Raw genomic sequence first — 25,410 nt, 5'->3', positions numbered from 1 at the left:
GAACCCCCGGTCGGAGACCCGTCGTGGGCCCGGGATCAGGACGTCCACCGAGGTCGGGTCGGCCGGGTGCCCGGCCGACGGCAGCCCGGCGTCGGCCAGGACGGCCGCGCCGGTCAGCAGCACGTCTCCGGCGGGCCCGTCCGCCCGGCCCTTGGGCGTCGCGTACGCGAGTGCCGCGCGCAGTCGTTGATGGGACGTCAGCCGTCCGGTCTGCAGGCAGATCACCCGGGGAAGCACCTGTTGCCACGGTCCGCCCGGCCGCAGGCGGTGGGCGATGGTGCCGGACGGGACGCCGAGCCCGTGCAGTCGTGCACGGGTGACGATGTGCTGTTGGTCGGCGCCGAGCAGCAGCAGCGGTCGGCGAGTCCGATGGCGCGGGTCATGCCCCGGGTGCTTCCCGCCCGGGTCGGCGGTATGCGAAACGCCGCCCGTGCGGGGAATCTTGGGTCATGCGGGGTTGACGCAGGACCGGTCGGACGGGTGGGCTGGGGCCTGATGACGACTCCTCGCACCGGCCCCGCGCTCGACGCGCTCGACGGCCTCTCGGTCGGCGACGCCTTCGGCGCGCAGTTCTTCGTTCCCGCCACCGCCAGGGCCCACCTGGCCGCCCGCACCGCCCCGCCCGGCCCCTGGCCGTGGACCGACGACACCGAGATGGCCTGTTCGGTGTACGCCGCGCACACCGAGCGCGGGGCCGTCGACACCTTCGATCTCACCCACGGCTTCGCCCGGCGCCACGACTTCGACCGCGGCTACGGCCCGGCCGCCAACCGGCTGCTCCGGCTGGTCCGCGAGGGCGGTGACGCCAAGGTACTGGCCGCCGAACTCTTCGACGGCCAGGGCTCGTACGGCAACGGCGCCGCGATGCGGGTCGCCCCGCTGGGGGCGGCGTACGCAGACGACCCGGGAGCGGCGGTCGAGCCGGCCGCCGAAAGCGCGGCGATCACCCACACTCACCCGCAGGCTGTGGACGGCGCGATCGCCGTGGCGGTGGCCGCGGCCTGCGCGGTACGGGCCCGCGCGGAGCCCGTGACCGCGAGGGGCTTCCTGGAGTCGGTGCGGGACCTCACGCCGTTCGGAGCCGTGCGGGACGGCCTGAACGAGGCGGTCGCGCTGCTGGACGAACGTGACCTCGGGGCCGTGGCGAAGGTGCTCGGCAACGGCAGCCGGGTCAGCGCCGCCGACACCGTCCCGTACGCGCTCTGGTGCGCGGCCCGCCGGCTCACCGACTACCGCGGGGCGCTCTGGGAGGCCGTGAGCGTCGGCGGGGACATGGACACCGTGGCCGCGATCACGGGCGGTGTGGTCGCGGCCCGTACCGGGGCGGGCGGCATCCCCGCCGCCTGGACGGCGGCCCGCGAACCGCTGCCCGCCTGGGCCTTCGTCGAGCCGGGCGGTGTGGCGAACGCGCCGGAGCACGGTTCCCCGAAGCCGCTGCGGCTGCCGCGCCCGTGTCCCGTCCCGGACGTGGTCTGGAGCGAGGACGAGTGGCAGCGGATCAGGCGGGGTCTGCGCCCGCGCGGGACGGAGCAGACGTGGGAGTCCTACACCTCCGAGGGGGTGCTCCACCTGCACCGTGCCCGGACCGGGTTCGCGATCTGGGCGGTCCGGGTGGCCCCCGTGCGGGGCGGCGGCCGGCGGCCGGTGTCGGCGCTGGTCGAGGCGCATCCCGCCCACGTCGGGAGCGCGGACGGTCCGGAGCTCCTCGGCGAGGTCCTGGCACTCGCCACCCGGGGGTACCGGCCCTGAGCACCGGTCGCCCCGGAGGGCCGTGACCGGACCCCCGCGGGTGACCGGACCCCCGGCACGAGGGCGACCCCGAAGCGCCCGCAGGTGGCCCCGCCGTCCGCCGCCCGCCGGCGGTCGTGTCGCTGTGACCGCCCGGATCGGGCGGTCACAGCGACACGACCGCGTCAGGCCGTGATCAGGTGCCCGCTGCCGCCGTGTCTAAGGCACTCCTGGTTGATCGCCGGATCCGGGGCGCTCGGCGAGGTGGCGGCGGCGATCCGCAACTCGATGATGTCGCGGACGGCGGGCCACTCGTCGTCCAGGATCGAGTAGAACGCGGTGGACCTGACCACTCCGTCGAGCCCGCGCGAGTGCGCCCGCCGGACGCCCTCCGAGGTGGCGCCGAGCCGCTCGATGGCGGCCCGCGACCGCTGGTTGCGGGCATCGGCACGGAGCGAGATCCGCTGGACGCCCCACACCTCGAAGGCGTGCCGGAGCATCAGCAGCTTGGCCTCGGTGTTGATGCCGGTGCCCTGGGCGCGGGGGGAGAGCCAGGTGTTGCCGATCTCGGCGGCGTCGGGCACGGCGGTGGCCGGGTCGCCGAACGGCACGCCCGGCGCCGGGGGCCAGACCAGCGGGCCCTGCCAGTAGTCGAGTTCCAGGAAGCGGGTGGAACCGACGACCCGGCCGTCGGCCTGGCTCACGGTCGCGAACGGCAGCGACCGGCCCGCGGCCTGGTCGGCGAGGGCCCGCGAGATGTACTCGCGGGCCGCTTCCAGGCCGTGCGGGACGGGCGTGAAGGCGTAGGTCGTACGGTCCTCGGCGCCGGCCTGGGCGATGGCCTCGGCGTGGTGCGCGGCGAGGGGCTCCAGCCGCACGGTGCGGCCGGTGAGGATGAGAGGTACGGGCACGGAACCTTCGGTCCTTCATCGGTCGGAGGATGCCGGCCCGTGCCTGGGTGCGCGCGGGCCGAGCAGTGGACTTTTCGCCCCGCCCCGGAGGTCCGCCCGCCGGTACCCGCGCACGCCGGAGGTCCGGTCGGGCGGGGTGGGGGGCGGCGGCCCGGAGACGGGCAGCGCGGTGCCGGAACGGACACGGGTCCACGGACCGGTCCGGCGGGATGAGCGAGGGGACAGTGTGCGTCCGCGAGATGGCCGATGAGGATACGAGAGCGCGAAGGGAAACAGGCGGCCAGGTGAAGGCAAGATGCGTCGTAGGTGGCTGGCCGAGCACCGGGCCGGGACGTGATCGACGGCGTTACGGACGACGTGACGACGACGCGACGATGCGAGGCAGCGAGAGGACGATACCCGCCAGAAGGCGGTGCGTCACTTCGCAGCACACGAATGGCCGCCGGGTGCGGCGGCGGGCTGCCTCGACGGGCCGTTCACCCGCCCCTGAGCAGGGCTTTTACCATCGGGTGCGATCATGGTCGAGTCGGCCCGCCGGGGGCGCGCCGAGCGCTCGCGGGCGGCGCGGGACGGCGGCGGGCGCGGGCGGGCGGTGGCCGGAAAGGCGCGGGAGTCCACAGTGGGACCGGCGGAAGGTCGCGGAGGCGTTCCGGGGCCGTCGTGGGCGGTCGGTGCGGCCCGGTCGTCCGGTCGGTGCGGCGGGAGGATTCCGGGCAGCGGAACGGGGGGAGTCCCGCAGCCGGGGAGGCGAATCCCGGCAGCGGGAATTCCGGCGGAGCGCCGCACGCTGCACGAGGAGAACCGGCACGAGTCCGACGAGTAGCTAGAGACCGAGTAGAGAGCGGGGTGTGGGTACGCGGTGCGTGATCCCCAGGCGCTGTACGAGCTGGATCAGCAGGGCGTGGCCGCCGTGGCCGCGGCGAGGGCCGCGCTGGCCGACACCGGCGCGGGTCTGGTGCTGCTCCACCACTTCGAGGGCTTCATGGACGCCGGAGAGGCCGGCGGCCAGGTGGTCACCCACCTGCTGGAGGCCGGGGAGCCCCAGGTGGTGGCCCGTTTCGACCACGACCGTCTGGTGGACTACCGCGCCCGCCGCCCCGCGATGCTCTTCGACCGCGAGCACTGGTCCTCCTACGAGCCGCCGGAGATCCTGCTCCAGTTGGTCCACGACGCGGCCGGCTCGCCGTTCCTGCTGCTCACCGGGCCCGAGCCGGACGTCGAATGGGAGCGGTTCATCGCGGCCGTCCGCGAGTTGGTCGAGCGGTTCGACGTCCGGCTGTCGCTCGACTTCCACGGCATCCCGATGGGGGTGCCGCACACCCGCCCGGTCGGTCTGACCCCGCACGGCAACCGCCTCGACCTCGCCGCCGGCTACCCGCAGTGGTTCGAGCAGGCCCAGGTGCCCGGGAGCGCGCAGGCCCTGCTGGAGTTCCGGCTCGCCGAGGCCGGGCACGACGTGCTCGGCTTCGCCGTGCACGTGCCGCACTACGTGGCGCGCACGGCGTACCCGGCGGCCGCGGTGCTCATCCTGGAGGCGGTGCAGTCCGCCACCGGGCTGGTGCTGCCCGGCACGCAGCTGCGCGAGCAGGTCGACGGCGTGTACGCCGACATCGAGGACCAGCTGTCGCAGGGGGACGGCGACCTGCGCTCGGCGATCCGCGGCATGGAGGGTCAGTACGACGCGGTGGCGGGCGCCGAGGGCCGGGAGAGCCTGCTGGCCGAGCCGGTGGACCTGCCGTCGGCGGACGAGCTGGGCCGGCGGTTCGAGCAGTTCCTGGCGGAGCACGAGCGCGGCCCGGAGTAGCGGAAGCCCCCGGAGCAGTGCGAGCCCCCGGGCCGGCGGACGCCGCCCGGGGGCGACGAATGCCCTCCGGGGGTGAGGAATACCCTCCGGAGAGACGGGCGCGGCCCCGAAGGACGGGCACGGTAGGGAGGCGCCGGAATCCGCCGGTTCCGGCGGGATCGATCCGGCGTCTCCGTCCGTTGGGATGGCGGTGCCCGGGGGACGGGCCGTCGTAGGAAGAACGCCAACGGCTCCTACCCGGGGGGATCCCGTGCCTCTGTCCGTACGCCCGAAGGGCGCGCCCACCGGCGCCCGGTCGGGCTCGTCGTCGACCACTGCGTCCGCCACGCCGCAGACCGACCCGTCACGCGCCGTACCGCGGGCCCTGACAGGTGCCCTGACCGTCGGACTCGCCGCCGTCCTGCTCGCCGCCTGCTCCGGCACCGGAGGTACGGACACCGCCGTCGGCGCCGCCGTACCGGGGGGTCCGCAGGCGAACCGGGCGGCGTCGGCCACGCCGACCCCCACCCCGACACCGACCGGTCCGTACGTGGCGCTCGGTGACTCGTACACCGCGGGGCTCAAGATCAGCCCGCAGGCGGGGGAGCCGAAGGGCTGCGCCCGCTCGACGGTCAACTACCCCAGCCTGGTGGCCAAGGCGCTCGGCCTGGCGGGCGGTCAGTTCCGCGACGCCAGCTGCAGCGGGGCCCGCACCGGCGACCTGACCGGCTCCCAGGAGACGGGCAGCGGCACCAATCCGCCGCAGCTGGACGCGATCGAACCGGCCACCCGGCTGGTCACCGTGGGGATCGGCGGCAACGACGCCGGGTTCATGGAGGTCGTCACCCAGTGCGCCAAGGAGAACCTGGTCGACGCGGTCAAGGAACTGGTCGGCTCCGGCCGGGCGCCGGCACCGTGCCGCGAGCACTACGCCGCGTCGGACGGTGCCGACCAGGTGCAGCGCAAGGTGGACGCGGCCGGTGAACGGCTGGGCGAGACGCTGAAGGAGGTCAAGCGCCGCGCTCCGCAGGCGAAGATCTACGTGGTCGGCTACCCCTCGCTGCTGCCGGCCGACCCGGCCGTCTGCGTCCCGGTGCTCGGCAAGACCGTCGCCGGGGGTGATCTGGGCTTCCTGGTGGAGAAGGAGCAGCAGCTCAACGCCATGCTCAAGCGGCGAGCGGAGGCGGCGGGCGCCGTCTTCGTGGACCTCGCCGCGCCCTCGTCCGGCCACGACATGTGCGCGGGTGAGGCCGCCCGCTGGGTCGAGCCGCCGTTCCCGGCGCCCGGTCTGGCGGGGATCCATCCCAACGCCAAGGGACAGGAGGGCGCCGCGGCGGCCGTCCTCAGGGCGGTCCGCGGCTGAACCGGCACCGGACATCGGCTGTCGGCTCGTGAAGAAGGCGCCGGGTCGTGAAGGCGCCGGGTCGTGAAGGCGCCGGCTCGTGAGGATGCCGGCTCGTGAAGGTGCCGGGCCGTGGGGGCCAGTGGCTGCGGGAGGGCCCGGGAGGGCCCTTCCGCGGGCGGCCGAGCGTTCACGCCCCGGCCCGCGTCCCGTCGCGCGCGGCACACTTCCGGTGTCGGGGGCTCGGCGTACCGTGAAGGGCATATGGACGACACCACGCACCGCCTCGCCACCACCCCGAACCCGTACGACCACGCCGCCGAGGCCCGCTGGGTGCCCGAACCGGACAAACGCCCGGGCCGGACGGCGTTCCAGCGCGACCGCGCCCGCGTGCTCCACTCCGCCGCCCTGCGCCGGCTGGCCGGCACCACCCAGGTGGTCGCCCCGATGCGCAGCGACTTCCCCCGCACCCGGCTGACCCACTCGCTGGAATGCGCCCAGGTCGGAAGGGAGTTGGGCGCGGCGCTGGGCTGTGACCCGGATCTCGTCGAGACCGCCTGCCTGGCCCACGACATCGGCCACCCGCCGTTCGGCCACACCGGTGAGGAGGCGCTCGACCAGGCCGCCGAGGCCTGCGGCGGCTTCGAGGGCAACGCGCAGTCGCTGCGCATCCTGACCCGGTTGGAGCCCAAGCGGTTCGCCCCGCAGGACGAGGAACCCGCCCGGCTGGCCCCCTGGCCGGGTCGCAGCGTCGGGCTCAACCTGTCCCGCGCCGCCCTGGACGCCGCCACCAAGTACCCGTGGACGCACGGCGCGCATCCCACCGACCCGGCCTCGCCCAAGTACGGCGTCTACGCCGACGACCTGCCGGTCTTCCGCTGGCTGCGGGCCGGGTCCCCGGCCGGGCGCAAGTGCTTCGAGGCCACCGTCATGGACTGGTCCGACGACGTCGCTTACTCCACCCACGACGTGGAGGACGGCCTCCAGGCCGGTCACATCGACCCGGCCGCGCTGCTCGCCCCGAGCGAGCGCGCCGAACTGTTCAAGGTCGCCGAGCGCTACGCCACGGACGCCGAGCCGGAGGAGCTGTCGGACGCCCTGGACCGGCTGCTCGCGCAGGAGTGGTGGCCCCAGGCGTACGACGGCACCGCCCGGGCCCGGGCCGGGCTGAAGGACCTCACCAGCCAGCTGATCGGCCGCTTCTGCTTCGCCGCCGAGCAGGCGACCCGCGCCCGTTACGGGCCCGGCCGGCTCACCCGGTACGAGGCCGAGCTGGTGGTGCCGCGCGAGGTCCGCCTGGAGTGCGCGGTGCTCAAGGCGGTCGCCGTCCGGTTCGTGATGCAGCGCGACGAGCAGGCCCAGCTCCGGGCCCGTCAACGGATCGTGATCGCCGAGCTGGCGTACGTCCTCAACGAGCGTGCGCCGGAGGGGCTGGACCCGGTCTTCGCCGCGCTCTACCACGAGGCCGAGGACGACCGGGGGGCCCTGCGCGCGGTGATCGACCAGATCGCCACCCTCACCGATGCCTCGGCGCTGGCCCTCCACGGCAAGCTGGTCGGGGCGGCCTGGACCTGAGCCCGCCGGGGCCCGCCACCGGACCGGATGGGGAGCGGCCCCGGGAAACCCCGGCCACCCCAGTAGACTTCCGGGGTGGCCGGGCGGATCAGGGACGAAGACGTACAGGCGGTGCGGAGCGCACTGCCGATCGATGCGGTGGTCGGCGACTACGTACAGCTGACCAACGGTGGTGGCGGCGAGTACAAGGGCGTCTGCCCCTTCCACGACGAGAAGTCCGCCTCGTTCTACGTCAACCCCGCCAAGGGCGTGTTCCACTGCTTCGGTTGCCAGGAGAACGGCGACACCATCGCCTTCCTGATGAAGATCGAGCACTTCACCTTCGCCGAGGCCGTCGAGCGGATGGCCGCTCAGGCGAACATCACGCTCCGCTACGAGGAGGGCGGCTACAGCCCCCGTCACCAGCAGGGCGAGCGCACCCGGCTGGTCGAGGCGCACAAGGTGGCCGCCGCCTACTACCAGGAGCAGCTGGTCTCCCCGGAGGCCGAGATCGGCCGCCGTTTCCTCTCCGAGCGGGGCTTCGACGAGGAGGCCGCGAAGACCTTCGGTGTCGGTTACGCCCCCGTCGGCTGGGAGCACCTGGTGCGCTACCTGCGCGGCAAGGGCTTCAGTGACAAGGAGATCCTGCTCGGCGGTCTGGCCTCGCAGGGCCAGCGCGGCGGTCTGATCGACCGCTTCCGGGGCCGGCTGGTCTGGCCGATCCGCGACATCGCGGGCGAGGTGATCGGCTTCGGCGCCCGCCGGCTCCGCGAGGACGACAACGGGCCGAAGTACCTCAACACCCCCGAGACGCCGATCTACAAGAAGTCGCACGTCCTGTACGGCCTCGACCTGGCGAAGAAGGAGATCGCCAAGTCGGGTCGGGCCGTGGTGGTCGAGGGGTACACCGACGTGATGGCCTGCCACCTGGCCGGGGTCACCACCGCGGTCGCCACCTGCGGGACGGCGTTCGCCGAGGACCACATCAAGATCATCCGCCGGCTGCTGATGGACACCTCCCAGTACCGCGGCGAGACCGTCTTCACCTTCGACGGCGACGCGGCCGGCCAGAAGGCCGCGCTGCGCGCCTTCGAGGACGACCAGAAGTTCGCCGCCAAGACCTCCATCGCGGTCAGCCCCGGCGGTATGGACCCGTGCGACCTGCGCCTGGCCAAGGGCGACGAGGCGGTCCGCGAGCTGATCGACAACCCCGTGCCGCTCTTCGAGTTCGCGTTGTCCTCGGCCGTCGCCCGGCACCGGGTGGACACGCCCGAAGGTCGGTCGGCGGCCCTGGAGGAGGCGGCGCCGATCGTCGCCAAGATCAAGGACCGTTCGATCCAGCACGAGTACGCCGTCCGGCTGGCCGGCATGCTCGGCATCCTGGACGAGCCCTTCGTCGTCCGCCGGGTCTCCCAGCTGGCCCGCTGGGACCGCGAACGCCAGCAGAACCCGCGCGGCACCGGCCAGCAGCGCCGCCCCGACCCGTCGCAGCCGGTCCGCCCGGCGCGCCCCGTCTTCACGGTCAACCCGCGCGACCCGGCCCAGTTCGTCGAGCGCGAGCTGCTCAAGCTGGCGCTCCAGCACCCGGACCTGGTCGCCCCGGCCTTCGACAACTACGCCGAGGACGAGTTCCCCACCCCGCCGTACACCGCCGTGCGCCGCGCGATCGGGCAGGCCGGCGGCGCCGCGTACGGGGCGACACTGGCCGACTTCACCAGCACCGTGCGCGAGGCCTGCCCGGACGACCAGGTGCGCTCGCTGGTCACCGAGCTGACCGTGGAGCCGGTGCGCTCGCGCCGCAAGGTGGACGCCATCTACGCGGGGGAGTTCCTCGTCAAGCTGCGGCTGCTGGCCGTGGACCGGCGGGTGAACGAGGTCCGGGCCCACCTCCAGCGGCTCGGCAACCGGGCCGCCGCCGAGGAACTGCACGCCGTGCAGAGCGAGCTGTGGCAGCTCCAGCAGTACGGGCAGCAGCTGCGCAGCAGGGGTTCGGCCGCGCTGTAGCGCCGTCGGGGCCCCGGCGGCCGACGCGCGCCGCTCCTGGCGGACCGCGCTCAGAAAGTCCGCGCACGAGTCTCGGCCACGGAGCGTGGCGTGCCGCACACTGGAAGGCGTCCCACCTCCGTACAGCGCGGGTCCGCCAGAGTCGCGCCCGCCCCGAGGGGATGCCCGTGGACCGAGGCCTTGCCGCGACCGCTCAGCCGACCGACGAACCGCTCGCCCCCCAGGACGGGGCCTCCGACGGTCCCGGCCGTCCCGACGACGTCGAAGACCCTGACGGCGTCGAAGGACCCGACGGCGCCGGGGGGCTCGACGGCGCCGGGGGGCTCGACGGCCCCGACGGTTCCGCGGACCACGGGCGGGCCGGGGCACCACCCCCGGGCGGTGCCCGGATCCCCGCCCAGGGCCTCCCGGCGGGCCACCCCGAAGCCGAGGGCGCGCCCGAGCACCGGGCCGCCCCCGAGGGGAGCGGTCCGGCCGCGGACCTGCTCCGCCAGTACCTGCGCGAGATCGGCCGGATCCGGTTGCTCACCGCGGCCGAGGAGGTCGAACTCGCCCGCCGGATCGAGGCCGGCCTCTTCGCCGAGGAACGGCTGAACCGGGAGCCGCCGCCCGCCGACCCGCTGGCCCGTGAACTGGACACCCTGGTGGTGGCCGGCCGGATCGCCAAGCGCCGGCTGACCGAGGCCAACCTGCGACTGGTGGTCTCCGTCGCCAAACGCTACGTCGGCCGCGGCCTGACCCTGCTGGACCTGATCCAGGAGGGCAACCTCGGCCTGATCCGGGCGGTGGAGAAGTTCGACTACGCCCGCGGCTACAAGTTCTCCACCTACGCGACCTGGTGGATCCGCCAGGCGATGAGCCGTGCGCTGGCCGACCAGGCGCGGACGATCCGGGTGCCGGTCCACGTCGTGGAGCTGATCAACCGGGTGATCCGGGTGCAGCGCTCGCTGCTGCAGGAGCGCGGCACCGAGCCGGGCCCGGCCGACATCGCCGCCGTCCTGGACCTCACCGAGGAGCGGGTCCGGGAGCTGCTCCGGCTCTCCCAGGAGCCGATCTCGCTGCACACCCCGGTCGGGGAGGAGGACGACGTCGCGCTCGGCGACCTGATCGAGGACGCCGACGCCGCCTCACCCGCGGAGTCGGCCACCTTCCTGCTGCTGCGCCAGCACCTGGAGGCGGTGCTCGCCACCCTCGGCGAGCGCGAGCGCCAGGTGGTGCAGCTCCGCTACGGCCTGGACGACGGCAGGCCGCGCACGCTGGAGGAGATCGGCACCCTGTTCGGCGTGACCAGGGAGCGGATCCGGCAGATCGAGTCCAAGACCCTGGTCAAGCTCCGCGACCACGCCTTCGCCGCCCAGCTCCGGGGCTACCTCGACTAGCCCGGTCCCGTTCCTCGGGGCCGGCTCCCCGGATCCTGCCGGGCCGGCGGGGCCGTCCGACAGGATCCGGGCGAGGCGCCCTACGGCGTGGCCGTCGGGGACGGGGCCGTCGGGGACGGGGCCGCGGAGGCGGGCTCGGCGGCCTGGGGCTCGGTGGCCGTCGCGGCCGGTGCGGAGGCCATCGCCGGGGGCGGGGACGCCGGGCCGATCGGGATCGGTGTGGACGCGACCAGCCGGGCCAGGTCGGAGACGCCGTTCGTGCAGGAGACGCCCGCCGACTGGTGGCCGCAGACCTGGAGGGTGACGGCCGGATCCGCCGCGTTCACCATCGCCGAGTAGTTGTCGTACCCCCAGTGGATCAGGGCCGTCTCCGTCTCGCCGGCGCTGGTGGTGACGACCGCCTGGTTGCCCGGCTGGCCCTCGGTGATCGCCGCCCAGGCGGCCTGGCACTTCTGGCTGTACCGGAGGTAGGCGACCACCTTGCCGATGTTGGTGGTCTGCACGGTCCGTGCGTCGGCGCCGCAGCCGGTGGCCTTGGGGTCCTTGTGCGAGCAGCCGACGGCCTGACAGGCGGCCACCGTCGGGGCCGTCTTGGCGGGGGTGGACGAGGACACGGCCGGCTCGGCGACGGCGGTCGGCTCACTGCCGTCGCCCGAGGAGTACCGCATGCCGGCGAGCACGAGCAGCACCACCGCCGCCGCCACGGCGGCGACGAGCGCGATCTGCCGCCCCGGCGTCCGGCGGGCGCGGGGCGTCCCCGGCCCTGCCTCCGAGGGCGCCGGGTCCTCCGGGTCCTCCGCGTCCTCGGGCGATCCGGCGGTCTCCGTCGTCTCCGTGGTCTCCGGGTCCGTCGTGGTTCCGGCGGTGGGCTCCGACGCGCCCGCCGCCGGTTCGACGGCCCGGTCCGCGTCCTCGGCCGCGTCCTTTGACGCCGGGCGCGCAGCGGCTCCGGGAGCCGTCAGGCCCGACGCCGGTTCAGGCTCCGTTCCGGTGCGCCCATCGCCGGGCTCCCCGGCGAGCTCCCCTGCCGCCGTCGCCTCCCAGAGCGCCCGGAGTGCCGGCCCGTTGCACTCCACCGCCCCGATCAGCGCCTCGAGCGCCTGCTCGGTGACGATCCGTTTGCCGTTCAGCCAGCGCTCCCAGGAGGCCCGGCTGTAGTGGGTCCGGGCGGCCAGTTCGGACAGGGAGAGCCCTGTCACGTCCTTGACGGCGCGGAGCTCCTCCGTCAGGCGTCTGGCGGGAGCGGACAGTTCGTCCGGCAGCTTCTTCCAGGCGGAACCCATGAGGTCTTCCAAACATCCGAGGCCGGGGGCGGCGGGATCGGCGGGGCCTGGACGGCCACCGGCCCGGGCTGTGGGCGGGCGTGTCCGTCTCCCCCGACGTCAGCGGCGTCTCCAACCTCAGCGGCCCGGCGTCCCAAACCCCAGGTCCTGGAGCTGAGACGGACGGAAGTGTCTCACAACCCCGGCTGACGCTCGAACATTCATGTGTCCGTGGGGCATTGTTCTCGGGTCGGTCCGATTCACCGTCCGGGCGCTTCGTCCGGACATGTCCGTCACAAGCCGGACGATCGGCGATCCCTGACCCCCACCGGAACGAGGCAGCCTCACGGGGGGAGGCTGCCCCGGGCCGCAGGGACGCGCGGCGGGGAGGATGCTTCAGTGCAGCCCTCCCCGCCGCGACACTCACCCCCCGCGCGGGGTCGAGCGCTTGCCCGAGCGCACCGTCCCGTCGTCCGCCTACCGCGTCTGTCGCGCCTGACGTCCGTCGTTCGCCTGCCGCCTGCGTCGCCGCCGGCGCGGGGCCGTCAGTGGTGGAAGCCCGACCGGACCGGCACTCCCATCTCCTTCAGCGGGACCGGCTGGCTGCGCAGCTCCGGCAGCAGCCGTTCGAGGTCGCCGAGCAGCAGGTCCGCGAGGTCGCGGGAGAACCCGTTGCGGCAGACCACCCGCAGGACCGAGAGGTCCTCCCGGTTCGCCGGGAAGGTGTAGGCGGGCACCTGCCAGCCGCGCTCCCTCAGCCGTCGCGACACGTCGAAGACGTCGAACGGCACGTCACCGGTGGTGGTGAAGGCGAAGACCGGCAGCTCGTCGCCCCGGGTCAGCAGCCGGAAGCCGCCGAGCGCCTCGATCCGCCCGGCCAGGTAGGTGGCCACCTCCCGGCAGGCTCCCTGCACGGCCCGGAAGCCGCCCCGGCCGAGCCGCAGGAAGGTGTAGTACTGCGCGATCACCTCGGCACCGGGCCGGGAGAAGTTCAGCGCGAAGGTCGGCATCTCGCCGCCCAGGTAGTTGACCCGGAACACCAGCTCCTCGGGGAGCGCCTCGTGGTCGCGCCAGAGCGCCCAGCCGACTCCGGGGTAGACCAGCCCGAACTTGTGGCCGGAGGTGTTGATCGAGGCGACCCGGGGCAGCCGGAAGTCCCAGGTCAGGTCCTCGTCCAGGAACGGGGCGACCATGGCCCCGGAGGCGCCGTCCACGTGGACCGGGACGTCCAGGCCGGTGCGCCGCTGGAGGTCGTCGAGGGCGGCGCAGATCTCGGCCACCGGTTCGTAGGAGCCGTCGAAGGTCGAGCCGAGCACGCCGACCACGCCGACGGTGTCCTCGTCGCAGAGCGCCACCGCCTGCTCGGCGCCGAGGTGGAAGCGGTCGCCCTCCATGGGGGCGGTGCGGGCCTCGACCTCCCAGAAGGTGCAGAACTTCTCCCAGCAGACCTGGACGTTGACGCCCATCACGAGGTTGGGCCGGGCACCGGCCGCGTAGCGCTCGGCGTTGCGGCGCATCCAGCGGCGCTTGAGGGCGAGGCCGGCCAGCATGCAGGCCTCGCTGGAGCCGGTGGTGGAGCAGCCGACGGCGGTGTCCGGGTCGGGCGCGTGCCAGAGGTCGGCGAGGATCGCCACGCAGCGCCGCTCCAGTTCGGCGGTCTGCGGGTACTCGTCCTTGTCGATCATGTTCTTGTCGAGGCACTCGGTCATCAGCCGGGTGGCCTGGACCTCCATCGAGGTGGTGACGAAGGTCGCCAGGTTGAGCCGGGCGTTGCCGTCCAGCATCAGCTCGTCGTGGATCAGCTGGTACGCCGTGTCGGCGGGGACGGGGCCGTCGGAGAGCCGGTGCAGCGGCGGTGCCAGTTCCATCCCGCCGAGCGGGTCGGCGGCGCCGACGAACGGGTTGACGGTCAGCCGGCGGTCGTCTCCGGCCCCCTTGTGCAGTGCCATGGGATCTGCCGCCCTTCCGTCCGGTGGCCGCGTCCCCTCCCAACCTGCCATCGGCTCGGGGCCGGCGCATCCGCGCGCCGCGGTCCACCCCGGGGGTGGGACGTCTCAGCCGGCCGTCTCCGGGTGGATCTGCTCGCGGGCGGCCCGGTACTGCTGGCGCACGCCCGAGCCGATCGGCAGGTCCTGCTCGGCGTCGGGGGTGACGGTGACGGCCTCCGGGAGCTCCCAGCGCGGCGGCTCGGGGGTGCCGGCGAGCGCCCAGGCGGCCTGCCTGGCGGCGCCGCGGGCCGCGTGCGCACCGGGCGGCGGGACGACGACGGGGACGCCGAACAGCTGCGGCGCGATCTGCCGGACGGCGGGCAGCCGGCCGGTCGCTCCGAGCAGGAAGACCCGCTTCACCTCGATGCCCTGCGCGCGCAGCACGTCCAGGGCGTCCGCGCTGTTGCAGAGCATGCCCTCGACGGCGGCCCGGGCCAGGTGCCGGGGGGCCATCGACTCGGCCCGCATCCCGGTCAGGGTGCCGGCCGCGTGCGGCAGCGCGGGCGTCCGCTCGCCGTCCAGGTAGGGGAGCAGCACCAGGCCGTACGCGCCGGGGGAGGACTGCAGGGCCAGGTCGCTGAGGCCCTCCAGGTCGCAGCCGAGCAGGGCGGCGGTGGAGCGGAGCACCTGGGCGGCGTTCAGGGTGGCGACCATCGGCAGGTGGCGGCCGGTGGCGTCGGCGAACGAGGAGACCAGGCCGGTGGCGTCGACCACGGCCCGCTCGTGCACGGCGAAGATCGTGCCGGCGCTGCCGAGCGAGACCACCGCGTCGCCGGGGCCGAGGCCGAGGCCGAGCGCGGCGGCCATGTTGTCGCCGGTGCCGGCCGAGATCAGCAGGCCCTCGGGAGTGTGTCCGGCGGGTTCGGCCGGGTCGAGCACGTGCGGCAGCCGCAGCTCGTGGCCGAGCGCGAGCTTCACGAGGTCCTGCCGGTACTCACCGCTGATCGGGGACCAGTAGCCGGTGCCGGAGGCGTCACCGCGGTCGGTGGTGCGCCGCTTGGGGTGGCCGAGCAGTTGCCAGACCAGCCAGTCGTGGGGCAGGAGCACCTCGGCGATCCGCCGGGCGTTGGCCGGTTCGAACTCGGCCAGCCAGCGCAGCTTGGCGACGGTGTAGCTGGGGGCGGGGACGGCGCCGATCGCGGCGGTCCAGGCGGCCGGGCCGCCGAGCGCGTCCAGCAGGGCGGCGGCGGCGCCGCTGGAGCGCGGGTCGTTCCAGAGGATGGCGGGCCGGACCAGCACCCCGCCGGCGTCCAGGCCGATCATCCCGTGCTGCTGCGCGCTGACGCCGATCGCCCGGACGCCCTCCAGGAGGCCGCCGGCGGCGGCGTCGCCCAGCGAGTGCAGCCAGATCTGCGGGTCGGCCTCGCCGGGCCGGGCGTCCGGGTCGTCCGGTACGGGGTGGGGTGCCTTGCCGGACCGCAGTACCGCGCCGGTCCCGGAGTCACACGCGACGATCCGGGTGCGACCCGTCGAGCTGTCTATCCCCGCGACGATGGCCATATCGAGATCATGCCTCAGCGGCCGTCCGGACGCGGCCCGACCGGGGAAGTGTTGCCCGTTCGGTACCGCGTCCGGGAGGCGGCGTACGGCGGGCCGTCACCGTCGTGTCACCCACCCGTCACGGGCGGGGTCCACGGGCTTCGCGGACCGCCGGTCTCACGGCCGGGAGGTGCCCCAGCTGTCGTCCTCGGCCTTGGGCCGGCTGAGGTACGGCACCCGGTCGGTGACGGCGTTCGGGAGCCGGTCGCCGACCTTGTCCGCGACGGCCCCGGCGGCCTTTCCGGCGACCGCGCCGGCCTGCTGCTTCGCCTTGTCGGCCGCGCCCTGGACCTTGGGGTTCTGGGCGACCTGCCGGGTGATCCTGGCGATCTGCTCGTAGCGTCGGCGCCCGGCCCGCGTGCCCAGGACATAGCCCGTCGCGAGTCCGACGCCGAACGACAGCTTCCACATGATCGGATTCCACCCTCTCCTGGCGGCCATTGCCGCATTGCCCTACCCGTCCGTCGGGACGGTGAACCGTCGGTGACCCCAGCATCTCCCGCGCGGTGTGCCGGGCGCGCGTCGGGCGCGCCGGGCGGGGTCGCCGGCGGGGCTGCCGGGGAAAGCGATTGGCGGACCACCCCCCCGAGTGCGCTAATGTATGTCCCGCAGCGAGCGCCGAGGAGCCCGGGAGACCGGGGGCCGGAGCGGAAGCTTGATCCCCCATAGCTCAATTGGCAGAGCAGCCGACTGTTAATCGGCAGGTTATTGGTTCGAGTCCAATTGGGGGAGCTCGGGTGCCGGCCCTCCTGGGTCGTCGTCCCGTTCGTGGTGCGCAAGGACCGCGATCCCGCATAGCTCAATTGGCAGAGCAGCCGACTGTTAATCGGCAGGTTATTGGTTCGAGTCCAATTGCGGGAGCTTCACCGGCTCCGCCCGGTGACTGCTCAGAGCGAAGGCCCCTCGGTAGACCGGGGGGCCTTCGTGTTGTCCGACACGTTCCCGGGCGTTCCCAGGCGTTCCCGGGCGTTCCCGCCGGGGTGAGCGGTGTCACTCGGTGGCCTGCCGGTACAGCTCGGTGACCCGGTCGTCGAAGGTCACGCTGTACGAGGTGCCCGGCGTCTCGCCGCCCTCCTGGTAGCCGCCGATCACGCCGATCACCCGGCCGGTCGTGGTGACCCACGGGCTGCCGCTGGTGCCGTCGGTGTAGCCGCCGCAGTCGAACCGCTCCTGGGTGGGACTCTGCGAGCTGGTCAGACCCGAACAGGTGATCGGCTCGTCCTGCTCGTTGGGGTAGCCGGTGACCGACACCGCCAGCCCGAAGCCCTGGCCGGTGCCGAGCGGGTTGCCGCCGACCGCGTCCTCCACCTCCCGGCCGCCGACCGCCCGCACGGTGACGAACGCCACGTCGTACTCGGGATCGTCGTCGTACGCCCAGCGCGGATCGACGGTGACCGACTCCACCGGCCAACTCCCGTACGGCGAGTACCCGTTGCGGTAGCCGGGGGTGAACACCAGGCCGTCCAGCAGGCCGATTCGGCGGCTCTGCACGCAGTGCGCGGCGGTCACCAGCAGATTGCGCCCGGGGCTCTGCACCACGCTCGCCGTGCACGCGCGGGGCCCCTGCGGGGTGCGGATCGAGAGGGTGCCGACCCGGTCCCCGGCCGGGTTCGGCGGCGCCACGTCGGCCGTCCGCTCCTGCCCGCTCCCGCCGCAGGCGATGGCTGCGGCGAGCAGCAGGGCGGCCGTCGCGGCCGTTCTGGCCGCGCGCGCGGGCCGTACCGGGCGGGAGTCCATCGGGGGCTCCGTCTCGTCCTCGGGGCGGGCATCGAGGTTCGTGCGTTCCGCCGTTCGTGAGGAAGATCTATCAGGCCGGGCCGGGCTGCGCCACCGTCGCCGTCCCACGCCCCGTCATCCGCCCGCCGGCCCCTTCGGTCGGGGGCCGGTCGTCCCGGCGGTTCCCGCCGTTCGGGGGGCCTGTCGGCCCGTCCGCTTCGCCGTCGAACTGCGCGCACCCATGTGCGCCCCCGGCGCGCACCACGGGTGATCGACCGGCTATGCTGCCCGGGACGGCCTTTCGGGGCCGTCTGCTGCTGCCGCGACCGGGTGACCCGTCGCGTGCTGCGAACCGGGGCGGTAGCTCAGCCGGTTAGAGCAGGGGACTCATAATCCCTTGGTCGTGGGTTCGAGTCCCACCCGCCCCACCTTCGCCGTTTCGCCCGGAGTGCCGGGTTTGACCAGGTGCGGTCATCTGCACGAACTCTAGTGACCGGCGGCACCGCCGACCGCACCGACAGGCCGGGAATCACTCGAACAGGTCCGCGCCGGGGGCGCGTTGACGCCCGGCCGCCGCACCTCCGGCCCCGCTCCGACACTCCGCGCTCCGGTGCTCCGCCGTCCGGCTGCCTGCGCCCGCCTGTCCGCGCCCCGCGGCCCGGTTCCGGCTCTCCGTGCCCCTGTCCGGGCGTCACGACGCCGTGGGGCCGCCACCGGTGTCCGGTGGCGGCCCCACGGCCTTCGGTACGGTGTCCGCGCGGCTCAGCCGAGCTTGACCGGCTGGACGGTCAGGGCGCCGCGCCCGTCACGCTTGAGGACGGACAACGCCAGGGCCGGGTGCTTGCCGCCGGCCGACAGCGCCTTGAGGTCGGCGACCAGCGGCGAGGTGTCGTCGACGTAGAACCGCAGGGGAGCGGCGGACGCCTCGGTGAACTTCACGATCTCCTCGGCACTGCGGCGGGTGAGCGACCAGGCCCACGGCTCCCAGGCGCGGCCCTGGTTCCGGTTCATCACACTGAGCCAGATGTTGTCCTCGGCCGAGCCCCAGTCCTCGATCGGCTCGTTCCAGGCGCGGGTACCGGCGAGCGAGACCGCGACCCGGCCGTCCTGGGGGTGGTGGGCGGCGATCACGGCGATCCGTTCGGCGATCCCGGGGCGGGAGCCCTCGCCGCGCAGCAGCGCCCGTCCGGGGCTGCCCTGCCAGCCCTGCAGGCCGACCTCGGGGTTGGCGTTGCTGAGGACGGTGAAGCCCAGGCAGCCCGTGGCCGTCAGCACGGCCAGCCCGCGGCGGAACCGGGCCGAGGGGGCCCGGTGCGCACCCGGCGCCGCCGGGTCGCTCCGGCCGGCGATCACCCGGCGGCCGAGCATCGGCAGCAGGGCGGCGCCGAAGCAGATCACTCCGATCACCAGCAGCTGGTGGATCATCTTCTCGTAGAAGTAGGAGGTCGAGCCGACCGTGATCAGCTGGTACTCCATCACGCCGAAGCAGAGCGCCGAGACCGAGGCGAGGGTGATCAGGGCGACCCGGCGGGGCTTGTTGGCGAGCGAACGCCGGGTCAGCAGCGCCGCGAAGGCGGCCACGACGACGGGCAGGAGCAGGTGCCGGCCGACCGGGCCGATGCCGCCCGGCAGGGTGAGCACGTCCGCCGAACCGGCCGACTTGGCGTTGACGAACGGGGGGAACAGCACGAGGGCGCCGGCCGCCAGGGAGGTGGCCAGCACGGTGGGCCAGTGGCGGCGCCAGCCGCGCCAGTGCACGACGGCCCAGGCGAGCACCGTGGTGGCGGCCACCGGCAGCAGCAGGTAGTGGCCGAAGGAGACGCCGACCGCCAGGGCGCCGAGCGCCACGACCTGTTCCCGGGTCCGGCTGAGCGGTCGGATCGCCAGGGCGACCAGCAGGGCGAGCAGCCCGAGGGCGAAGATCTCGCTCAGGAAGCCGCGGCCGTGCATCCGGGGCAGCTCGGCGACGACCAGGTAGACGGCCATCGGTACGGCGAGGGCCAGGCCCCGCCAGCCGCGCAGCGCCGGGCCTGCGGCCCGCTGCACGGCCCAGAGGAGGGCGGCGGTGAGACCGGCGGTGACGACGGCGAACAGGGCGACGAAGAGCGAGATCTGGGCGAGCCCCGAGCCCCGGGCGGTGCCGCCGTGGAGGAAGCTGGTGAGCACCGCCATCGTCAGGTGGCTGCCCTGCGGGTAGGTGCCGAGGCCCAGTGTCACGGTCTCGGCGGCCTCGGTCTGGTGCAGGGAGGTGAGGCCGCCCAGTCGGAGGATGGTGTCGTAGAGCGCGGCGTGCCGGGCGAGGTCCTCCGCCGTGATGATGGTGGCCAGGCGGTCGATGGCGTCCCGGCGGAGGATCGGGTACAGCAGGAACGCGCCCGAGGCGGCGACGGTGAGCAGCAGCGGGAAGTCCCGGGTGGGGACCAGTCGGCGGAGCAGGGCGCGGAGCGGGGCGCGCCGGCGGGCCGGCCGGGGGCCCTGCACGAGCACGACGGCGGCCAGGGGTATCGCGGTGGCCTCGGCCAGGGCCACCGGGTGGAGGCCCCAGGGCCAGTAACTGGTCAGCAGGCTGAGCGCGCAGGCCCAGCCGATCAGCAGGCCGCCGGAGATCATCAGCCGGTCGAGGGCGGTGGTCTGCGAGCGGATCAGCGACCCGGCGGCGAACCAGACGAGCGCGAAGGTCAGCAGGTCGGCCGAGACCAGGTGGAACAGCGGAGGAAGGAGCACCAGCGCCGCGACGAGGCGAAGCTGGGGGGCACCCGGAAGTACGGGAAGCTGCCTCCGCCCGGCAGCTTCCTGTCCCGTCTTTTCCGGGATGTCCGCGGATCTGACGGGTGTCGCGATCGACATGCTTCCCCCACAATTATGCTGATAACTTGAGAATATCGAGCGGTCAGTATGAATATCCCGACCGCTACTAGTGTGAATCATGGGTGGGTGTGCGCAGCACACGGGGGGTGCCCGGGGGACGGGCTGTTTTCCGCCTTTGACCTCCCCTTGATATGGGCCTGCCAGGCGGGGTCGGGAGGGCCTCGTATCCTGACCGGATGCTCGCACCCGCACAGCTGCCGACACCCCTCGTGAATTGCCCCGACGAGGCGCTGGCACGGGTCGGCGTGGAGCTGCGGCTCAAGCGGGACGACCTGGCGCATCCGCTGGTGCCGGGGAACAAGTGGCGGAAGCTGACGCCGAACCTGGAGGCCGCGGCCGAGCGGGGCGAGACCCGGCTGCTGACCTTCGGCGGCGCCTACTCGACGCACCTACGGGCGACCGCGGTGGCCGCCGGCGCGCTCGGACTGGAGAGCGTCGGGCTGGTCCGGGGCGAGGAGCTGGCGCGCGCGCCGCGGAACTGGTCGCTGCGGGCCGCGGAGGCGGCCGGGATGGAGCTGGTGTTCCTGCCCCGGGCCGAGTACCGGGAGGCGGCCGGGCGGTGCGGGACGGACCCGGTGGTGGCGGCCGGCCTGCAACGGCGCTTCGGGCCGTGCCTGGTGCTGCCCGAGGGCGGGTCGAACGCCCTGGCGGCCCGCGGTGCGGCGGCGGTCGCGGCGGAGCTGACGGACCTCGGGGAGCGGGACGTGGTCTGCTGCCCGGTCGGGACCGGCGGCACGCTGGCCGGGATCGCGGCCGGGCTGCCCCCGGGCGCTCGGGCGCTGGGCGTGGCCGTGCTGCGCGGCGGGGCCGGCTACCTGGAGGACGAGGTGACCCGGCTCCACCGGGAGGCGTACGGGCGGGAGTTCGGCGACTGGCGGATCGACCACGACCACCACGGGGGCGGGTACGGGCGGGTGCCGGCCGCGCTGGAGGAGTTCGCGGCCGGCTTCGAGCGGCGGCACGGCGTCGCCCTGGAGCGGCGCTACGTGGCCAAGCTGCTGTCCGCCCTGTACGGCCTGGCGGCGGCCGGCGCCTTCCCGCCCGGGACCAGGCTGACCGCCGTGGTCACCGGGCTGCCCGACCCGGTGGAGGGACCCTAGAGCTCGCGTCCGGCTCAGCCGAAGGTCAGGTCGTAGCAGGGGTCGATGTCGGCGGTGCGGCTGTTCTCGGCTATGCCGGTGGGGACGCCGGTCGGCAGCGGAGCGGAGGGGGTCGCCGCCGCGCCGCCGGGGACACCCGGGACACCCGCGCCGCCGGGGACGCCCGGGGCGGTGCCGGCCGGGCCGGCGGCCGGGCGGTAGTCGCGGCCGAGGATCACGGTGATCCCCTCGGAGCCGGGCTCCTCGACCAGCCGGGCCTGCGGGAAGAGCTGGGCGACCTGCTCGGCGGCGGCCTTGAACGGCGGGTCGTAGGAGATCTCGGTGTGCAGCCGGCCGCCCTGGGTGGCGCCGAGGGCGACGTTCCGGAACCCCTTGCCGAGGATCGTCTCGGAGCCCCTGCCGGCCAGCCCGGAGGTGCCGACGCCGTTGATCACGGTGATCGGCACGGCCGCCTGCTCGGGCGTCAGCGGTGTGGGGGCGACGGTCGGCGCGGCGGCCGAGGGGGACGACGCGTCGGACGGCACGGCGGTCGAGGTGTCGGCGACCTGGCCGGTGCTCTGCCCGTCCAGGGTGCGGCCCTCCCGCAGCAGCTGCCAGAGGGTGTCCACGTCGGGGTGGACGAGGTCGATCCGGCCCGGCTTCGCGGTGGAGAACCGCCAGGGGGCGGTGACGAAGGTGATGTCGGCGAGCTTGATCTGCTGCAGCGACTGGGCGAAGTCCACCAGCTTCATCGCGGTGCCCAGGCCCTCGTCCACGGTGAGCGAGCGGGTGGCCGCGTCGGCCAGCGGGAGCAGAGTGGGGAGGGAGAAGCCGAGGCCCTGGATCTTGCGGATCATCGAGGAGAGGAACGCCTGCTGGCGCTTCATCCGCCCGATGTCGGAGTTGTCGCCGAAGCCGTAGCGGGCCCGCAGGTAGTCCACGGCCGGCTGGCCGGAGATCTTCTGCATGCCCTTCCTGAGCTTGATGTCGTGCGAGTTGACGTCGTTGGGGATGCAGACGTCGACGCCGTTGATCGCCTCGGTCATCGCGGCGACGCCCTTGAAGTCGACCACGATGGTGTGGTCGATCCGCAGGCCGGTCATGGCCTCGACGGTGTTCTGCGTGCAGGCCGGGTTCCCCTTGGGGGACGCGCCGACGGTGAACGACTCGTTGAACATCTGGTTGGTCCGCGCGGTCGTCCAGCTGCCGTCGGGCTTCCGGCAGGACGGGATGGTCACCAGGGCGTCGCGGGGTATGGAGACCCCGACGGCGTGCTTCCGGTCGGCGTAGATGTGCAGCAGGATCGTGGTGTCGGAGTGGCCGACGCCCTCGTCGCCGCCCCCGAGGTCGGCGTTGCCGTCGTTGCGGGTGTCCGAGCCGAGGAGCAGGACGTTGACCGGGACGGAGGCGCCCGGGGTGGCGGGGACGGGTGCGGGCGGGCGCTCGGTGGCGACGCCGCCCGGGTCGAACGTGGTGATGTTGGTGTCGAGCCGGTGGTAGAACCAGGCGCCTGCGCCCGCCACGGACAGCACCAGCACGGCCGCGAGTCCTATCGCCGTCCGTATGATGCGCCGTCGGCGCGTGCTGCTGCTCATCCGCCCCGTCCCCCTGTTGTCCGTTCTCGGTTCCCACCCGCACGGTCCGCCGGACGGGCCGTGTCTGGTCTTCGAGAGTTAGACGTTTCGGGGGAGTGTTCGGTTACCTCCGATCGGCCGCCAATTCAGCCGGACCGGTCACCTGGCCTGTGATGCTCCTCACGCACCGGGGCCGGCGGCGCCCGTGAGCATGCGGCTGAGCAGGTCGCGCAGCTGGGTCCGCTCCCCGGGTTCGAGCGCCGCCAGCGGCTCGCGGGCGAAGTTGAGCGACTCGCGGAGCTCCTCGGAGGCGGTGGCGCCGGTGTCGGTGGCGGCGACCAGCTTGACCCGGCGGTCCTGCAGGTCGGCCTGCCTGGTCACGAAGCCGCGCGACTCCAGCCGGTCGACGATGCCGGTGATGTTGGACGGCTCGCAGCTGAGCGTCTGGGCGATCTGGCGCATCGGCATCGGCCCGCGCCGCAGCAGCGCGAGGACCTTGGCCTGCGCTCCGGTGAGGGAGCGGGCGGCGGCGGCCTCCTCGTACTCGCGGTGGAAGAGCGCGACCAGATTGGCCATCAGGTCGACGACCTCACGGGTGATCTCGTCGGGCTGCGGCGTGGCGACCCGGGTCGGCTTGGCATCCATGCCCGTAGTCTACCTGAAAAGTTGACAACATGAACCTTTCATGTCCATTGTTACTTCACTGACTCAACCTTTCATGTAGGGAGTATTTCGATGGCTGCCGAGCAGGAAGCGCCCGCCACCGCCCGCGAATGGCACCTCGCCGCCCGCCCCCAGGGCTGGCCGGTCCCGACCGACTTCGCACTGGTCGAGGCGCCCGTCCGGCGCCCGGGTCCGGGCGAGATCCTGGTCCGCAACACCTTCCTGTCGGTCGACCCCTACATGCGGGGCCGGATGAACGACGTCAAGTCCTACGTCCCGCCGTTCCGGCTGGGCGAGGCGATGGACGGTGGCGCCGTCGGCTACGTGGTCGCCTCCGAGGCGGAGGGCTTCGCCCCGGGCGACGCCGTGCTGCACGGACTCGGCTGGCGCGAGTACGCGACCCTGCCCGCGCAGCGCGCGGTCAAGGTGGATCCGGCCGCGGCTCCGCTCTCCGCCTACCTCGGCACCCTCGGCATGACCGGCCTCACCGCGTACGCGGGCCTGCTGGCGGTCGGCGGCCTCAAGGAGGGCGACCGGGTCTTCGTCTCCGGCGCGGCCGGCGCCGTCGGCTCGATGGTCGGCCAGATCGCCCGGCTCAAGGGCGCCTCGCTCGTGGTCGGCTCGGCCGGCTCGGCGGAGAAGGTCACCAGGCTGGTCGACGAGTACGGCTTCGACGCCGCCTTCAACTACAAGGACGCCCCGGTCCGCGAGCAGCTCGCGCTGGCGGCCCCGGACGGCATCGACCTCTACTTCGACAACGTCGGCGGTGACCACCTGGAGGCCGCGATCGGCGCGCTCGGCGCACACGGCCGGGCCGTCCTCTGCGGCGCCATCGCCCAGTACAACGAGACCACCGCCCCGGCCGCCCCGCGCAACCTGGCGCTGGTGATCGGCAAGCGGCTGCGCCTGGAGGGCATGCTGGTGGGCGACCACGCGGCACTGCAGCCGCAGTTCGTCGCCGAGGTCGCCGGCTGGCTGAATGACGGGAGCCTGCGCCACGAGGAGACCGTGGTCGACGGCTTCGAGCACACCGCCGAGGCGTTCCTGGACCTGCTGCGCGGCGCCAACACCGGCAAGATGGTGGTCCGGCTGGACGCCTGACGCCGCGTCCGCCGCGGCCCGGGGCTGCACCCCGCGGCCCCCGCACCGCCCCGCCGCCCGCCGGAACCCCGGCCGGGTGCGCGGGGCGGTTTGCGTACCCGGCGGAGGGGATCCGGCCGCACTACCGCATTCCGGCCCGATCCGAAAGTGCGTCATCCATGGTGCGGGGCGGCGCGGTACGGTGTTCCCGCCTGGCGATGGGGCCGTTCGGGGGAGAGATCCGGCCGAGGGGTGGACCTCGTTGAGGATTCGACTAGCATTGAGCGAAAGCCTGTCCGTTTTGCTCAATTTAGTGGCTTAATGTCGGCTAACGTGGGTAACTGTGGATCAACCGCAGGCACGAACGCGAGGCAGCTGGGGAAGGCGACCCTCGTCCACAGCCTGGAGGTCCCGGTGACGACACGTGGAGTCCTGTACGTCCACTCCGCGCCCCGCGCGCTGTGCCCGCACGTCGAGTGGGCCGTCGCGGGGGTGCTCGGTGTGCGGGTGAACCTGGACTGGATCCGCCAGCCGGCCTCGCCCGGACACTGGCGCGCCGAGCTCTCCTGGCAGGGGGAGCCCGGTACGGCCTCGAAGCTCGCCTCCGCACTGCGCGGCTGGCAGCTGATGCGGTACGAGGTCACCAGCGAGCCCTGCGCCACGGCGGAGGGCGAGCGGTACAGCAGCACGCCCTCGCTCGGCATCTTCCATGCCGTCACGGGCATCCACGGGGACATCCTGATCCCCGAGGACCGGCTCCGCGCCGTCCTGCTGCGAGCCCGCAGCGAGGGGGCGGACCTGGAGTCCGAGATCGCGATGCTGCTCGGCAAACCCTGGGACGACGAGCTGGAACCCTTCCGGTACGCCGGCGAGGGGGCCCCGGTGCGCTGGCTGCACCAGGTGGTCTGAGCCGCCGTCGCCGAACCGGCGTCCGAGGACG

General features: G+C 73.8%; 18 protein-coding genes and 3 tRNA genes. 12 read left to right on the top strand and 9 right to left on the bottom strand.

Annotated features, from left to right (window positions below):
- Nucleotides 1-495 precede the first annotated feature (495 nt).
- Entirely contained in the window at nt 496-1,749 is a 1,254-nt protein-coding gene (locus tag PUR61_RS13250) for an ADP-ribosylglycohydrolase family protein (protein WP_329879005.1), read from the top strand.
- A gap of 164 nt (nt 1,750-1,913) precedes the next feature.
- Here the strand turns inward: PUR61_RS13250 and PUR61_RS13245 are convergent, their stop codons facing one another.
- Nucleotides 1,914-2,639 (bottom strand): GNAT family N-acetyltransferase, encoded by a 726-nt coding sequence (locus PUR61_RS13245; RefSeq protein WP_329879004.1) that lies wholly within the window; start codon nt 2,637-2,639, stop codon nt 1,914-1,916.
- Between the two features lie 859 nt (nt 2,640-3,498).
- Here PUR61_RS13245 and PUR61_RS13240 point away from each other — a divergent pair.
- The 5 genes from PUR61_RS13240 (at nt 3,499) to PUR61_RS13220 (ending at nt 10,701) form a co-directional block, all read left to right on the top strand.
- A complete protein-coding gene (locus PUR61_RS13240; protein ID WP_329879003.1) occupies nt 3,499-4,443 on the top strand; it encodes a PAC2 family protein in 945 nt (314 codons plus the stop codon).
- 250 nt (nt 4,444-4,693) lie between these two features.
- Nucleotides 4,694-5,785, top strand: a complete 1,092-nt coding sequence (locus PUR61_RS13235; protein WP_329879002.1) for an SGNH/GDSL hydrolase family protein — start codon at nt 4,694-4,696, stop codon at nt 5,783-5,785.
- Nucleotides 5,786-6,028: 243 nt separating this feature from the next.
- A complete protein-coding gene (locus PUR61_RS13230) occupies nt 6,029-7,339 on the top strand; it encodes a deoxyguanosinetriphosphate triphosphohydrolase (protein ID WP_329879001.1) in 1,311 nt (436 codons plus the stop codon).
- Between the two features lie 75 nt (nt 7,340-7,414).
- The gene (gene dnaG / locus PUR61_RS13225) at nt 7,415-9,322 is read left to right on the top strand and encodes a DNA primase (protein WP_329879000.1); all 1,908 of its coding nucleotides are present in this window, start codon (nt 7,415-7,417) and stop codon (nt 9,320-9,322) included.
- 389 nt (nt 9,323-9,711) lie between these two features.
- Entirely contained in the window at nt 9,712-10,701 is a 990-nt protein-coding gene (locus PUR61_RS13220) for an RNA polymerase sigma factor (RefSeq protein ID WP_443035163.1), read from the top strand.
- Between the two features lie 80 nt (nt 10,702-10,781).
- Here PUR61_RS13220 and PUR61_RS13215 read toward each other — a convergent pair whose 3' ends face one another.
- The 4 genes from PUR61_RS13215 to PUR61_RS13200 form a co-directional block, all read right to left on the bottom strand.
- Entirely contained in the window at nt 10,782-11,984 is a 1,203-nt protein-coding gene (locus PUR61_RS13215) for a helix-turn-helix domain-containing protein (RefSeq protein ID WP_329878998.1), read from the bottom strand.
- 524 nt (nt 11,985-12,508) lie between these two features.
- Nucleotides 12,509-13,912 carry a glutamate decarboxylase gene (locus PUR61_RS13210; protein ID WP_329878997.1) on the bottom strand — a complete coding sequence of 468 codons (1,404 nt, stop codon included), beginning with the start codon at nt 13,910-13,912 and terminating at the stop codon, nt 12,509-12,511.
- 105 nt (nt 13,913-14,017) lie between these two features.
- Complete coding sequence (locus PUR61_RS13205) at nt 14,018-15,451, bottom strand: FGGY family carbohydrate kinase (RefSeq protein ID WP_329878996.1); 1,434 nt, start codon at nt 15,449-15,451, stop codon at nt 14,018-14,020.
- Nucleotides 15,452-15,607: 156 nt separating this feature from the next.
- Nucleotides 15,608-15,901, bottom strand: coding sequence for a hypothetical protein (locus PUR61_RS13200; protein WP_380360528.1), 294 nt, complete (start codon nt 15,899-15,901; stop codon nt 15,608-15,610).
- Between the two features lie 248 nt (nt 15,902-16,149).
- Between PUR61_RS13200 and PUR61_RS13195 the strand changes: the two genes are divergently transcribed.
- Nucleotides 16,150-16,222 (top strand) — tRNA-Asn (locus PUR61_RS13195).
- A gap of 56 nt (nt 16,223-16,278) precedes the next feature.
- Nucleotides 16,279-16,351 (top strand) — tRNA-Asn (locus PUR61_RS13190).
- A gap of 129 nt (nt 16,352-16,480) precedes the next feature.
- On the opposite strand, the gene PUR61_RS13185 is transcribed toward PUR61_RS13190, so the two are convergent.
- The gene (locus tag PUR61_RS13185; protein ID WP_329878995.1) at nt 16,481-17,227 is read right to left on the bottom strand and encodes a trypsin-like serine peptidase; all 747 of its coding nucleotides are present in this window, start codon (nt 17,225-17,227) and stop codon (nt 16,481-16,483) included.
- Nucleotides 17,228-17,560: 333 nt separating this feature from the next.
- On the opposite strand from PUR61_RS13185, the gene PUR61_RS13180 reads away from it, so the two are divergent.
- Nucleotides 17,561-17,634, top strand: a tRNA-Ile gene (locus PUR61_RS13180).
- A gap of 334 nt (nt 17,635-17,968) precedes the next feature.
- Here PUR61_RS13180 and PUR61_RS13175 read toward each other — a convergent pair.
- The gene (locus PUR61_RS13175; RefSeq protein WP_329878994.1) at nt 17,969-19,930 is read right to left on the bottom strand and encodes a hypothetical protein; all 1,962 of its coding nucleotides are present in this window, start codon (nt 19,928-19,930) and stop codon (nt 17,969-17,971) included.
- A gap of 320 nt (nt 19,931-20,250) precedes the next feature.
- Between PUR61_RS13175 and PUR61_RS13170 the strand changes: the two genes are divergently transcribed.
- Complete coding sequence (locus tag PUR61_RS13170) at nt 20,251-21,174, top strand: 1-aminocyclopropane-1-carboxylate deaminase/D-cysteine desulfhydrase (RefSeq protein WP_329878993.1); 924 nt, start codon at nt 20,251-20,253, stop codon at nt 21,172-21,174.
- A 14-nt stretch (nt 21,175-21,188) separates the two neighbouring features.
- Here PUR61_RS13170 and PUR61_RS13165 read toward each other — a convergent pair whose 3' ends face one another.
- On the bottom strand, nt 21,189-22,748 hold the full coding sequence (locus PUR61_RS13165) for an LCP family protein (RefSeq protein WP_329878992.1): 1,560 nt from the start codon (nt 22,746-22,748) through the stop codon (nt 21,189-21,191).
- A 159-nt stretch (nt 22,749-22,907) separates the two neighbouring features.
- Nucleotides 22,908-23,372, bottom strand: coding sequence for a MarR family winged helix-turn-helix transcriptional regulator (locus PUR61_RS13160; RefSeq protein ID WP_329878991.1), 465 nt, complete (start codon nt 23,370-23,372; stop codon nt 22,908-22,910).
- Nucleotides 23,373-23,462: 90 nt separating this feature from the next.
- Between PUR61_RS13160 and PUR61_RS13155 the strand changes: the two genes are divergently transcribed.
- Both PUR61_RS13155 and PUR61_RS13150 read left to right on the top strand, forming a co-directional pair.
- Nucleotides 23,463-24,491: an NADP-dependent oxidoreductase gene (locus tag PUR61_RS13155; RefSeq protein WP_329878990.1), complete on the top strand. Its 1,029-nt coding sequence runs from the start codon at nt 23,463-23,465 to the stop codon at nt 24,489-24,491.
- Nucleotides 24,492-24,884: 393 nt separating this feature from the next.
- The gene (locus PUR61_RS13150) at nt 24,885-25,379 is read left to right on the top strand and encodes a DUF3145 domain-containing protein (protein WP_329878989.1); all 495 of its coding nucleotides are present in this window, start codon (nt 24,885-24,887) and stop codon (nt 25,377-25,379) included.
- The last annotated feature ends 31 nt before the right edge of the window (nt 25,380-25,410 follow it).

It is taken from the genome of Streptomyces sp. BE20 (genome assembly GCF_036322525.1).
Classification (GTDB): Bacteria; Actinomycetota; Actinomycetes; order Streptomycetales; family Streptomycetaceae; genus Kitasatospora.
The sequence above is the reverse complement of the archived record's forward strand: the minus strand, read 5'-3'. Positions and strand labels throughout refer to the sequence as shown.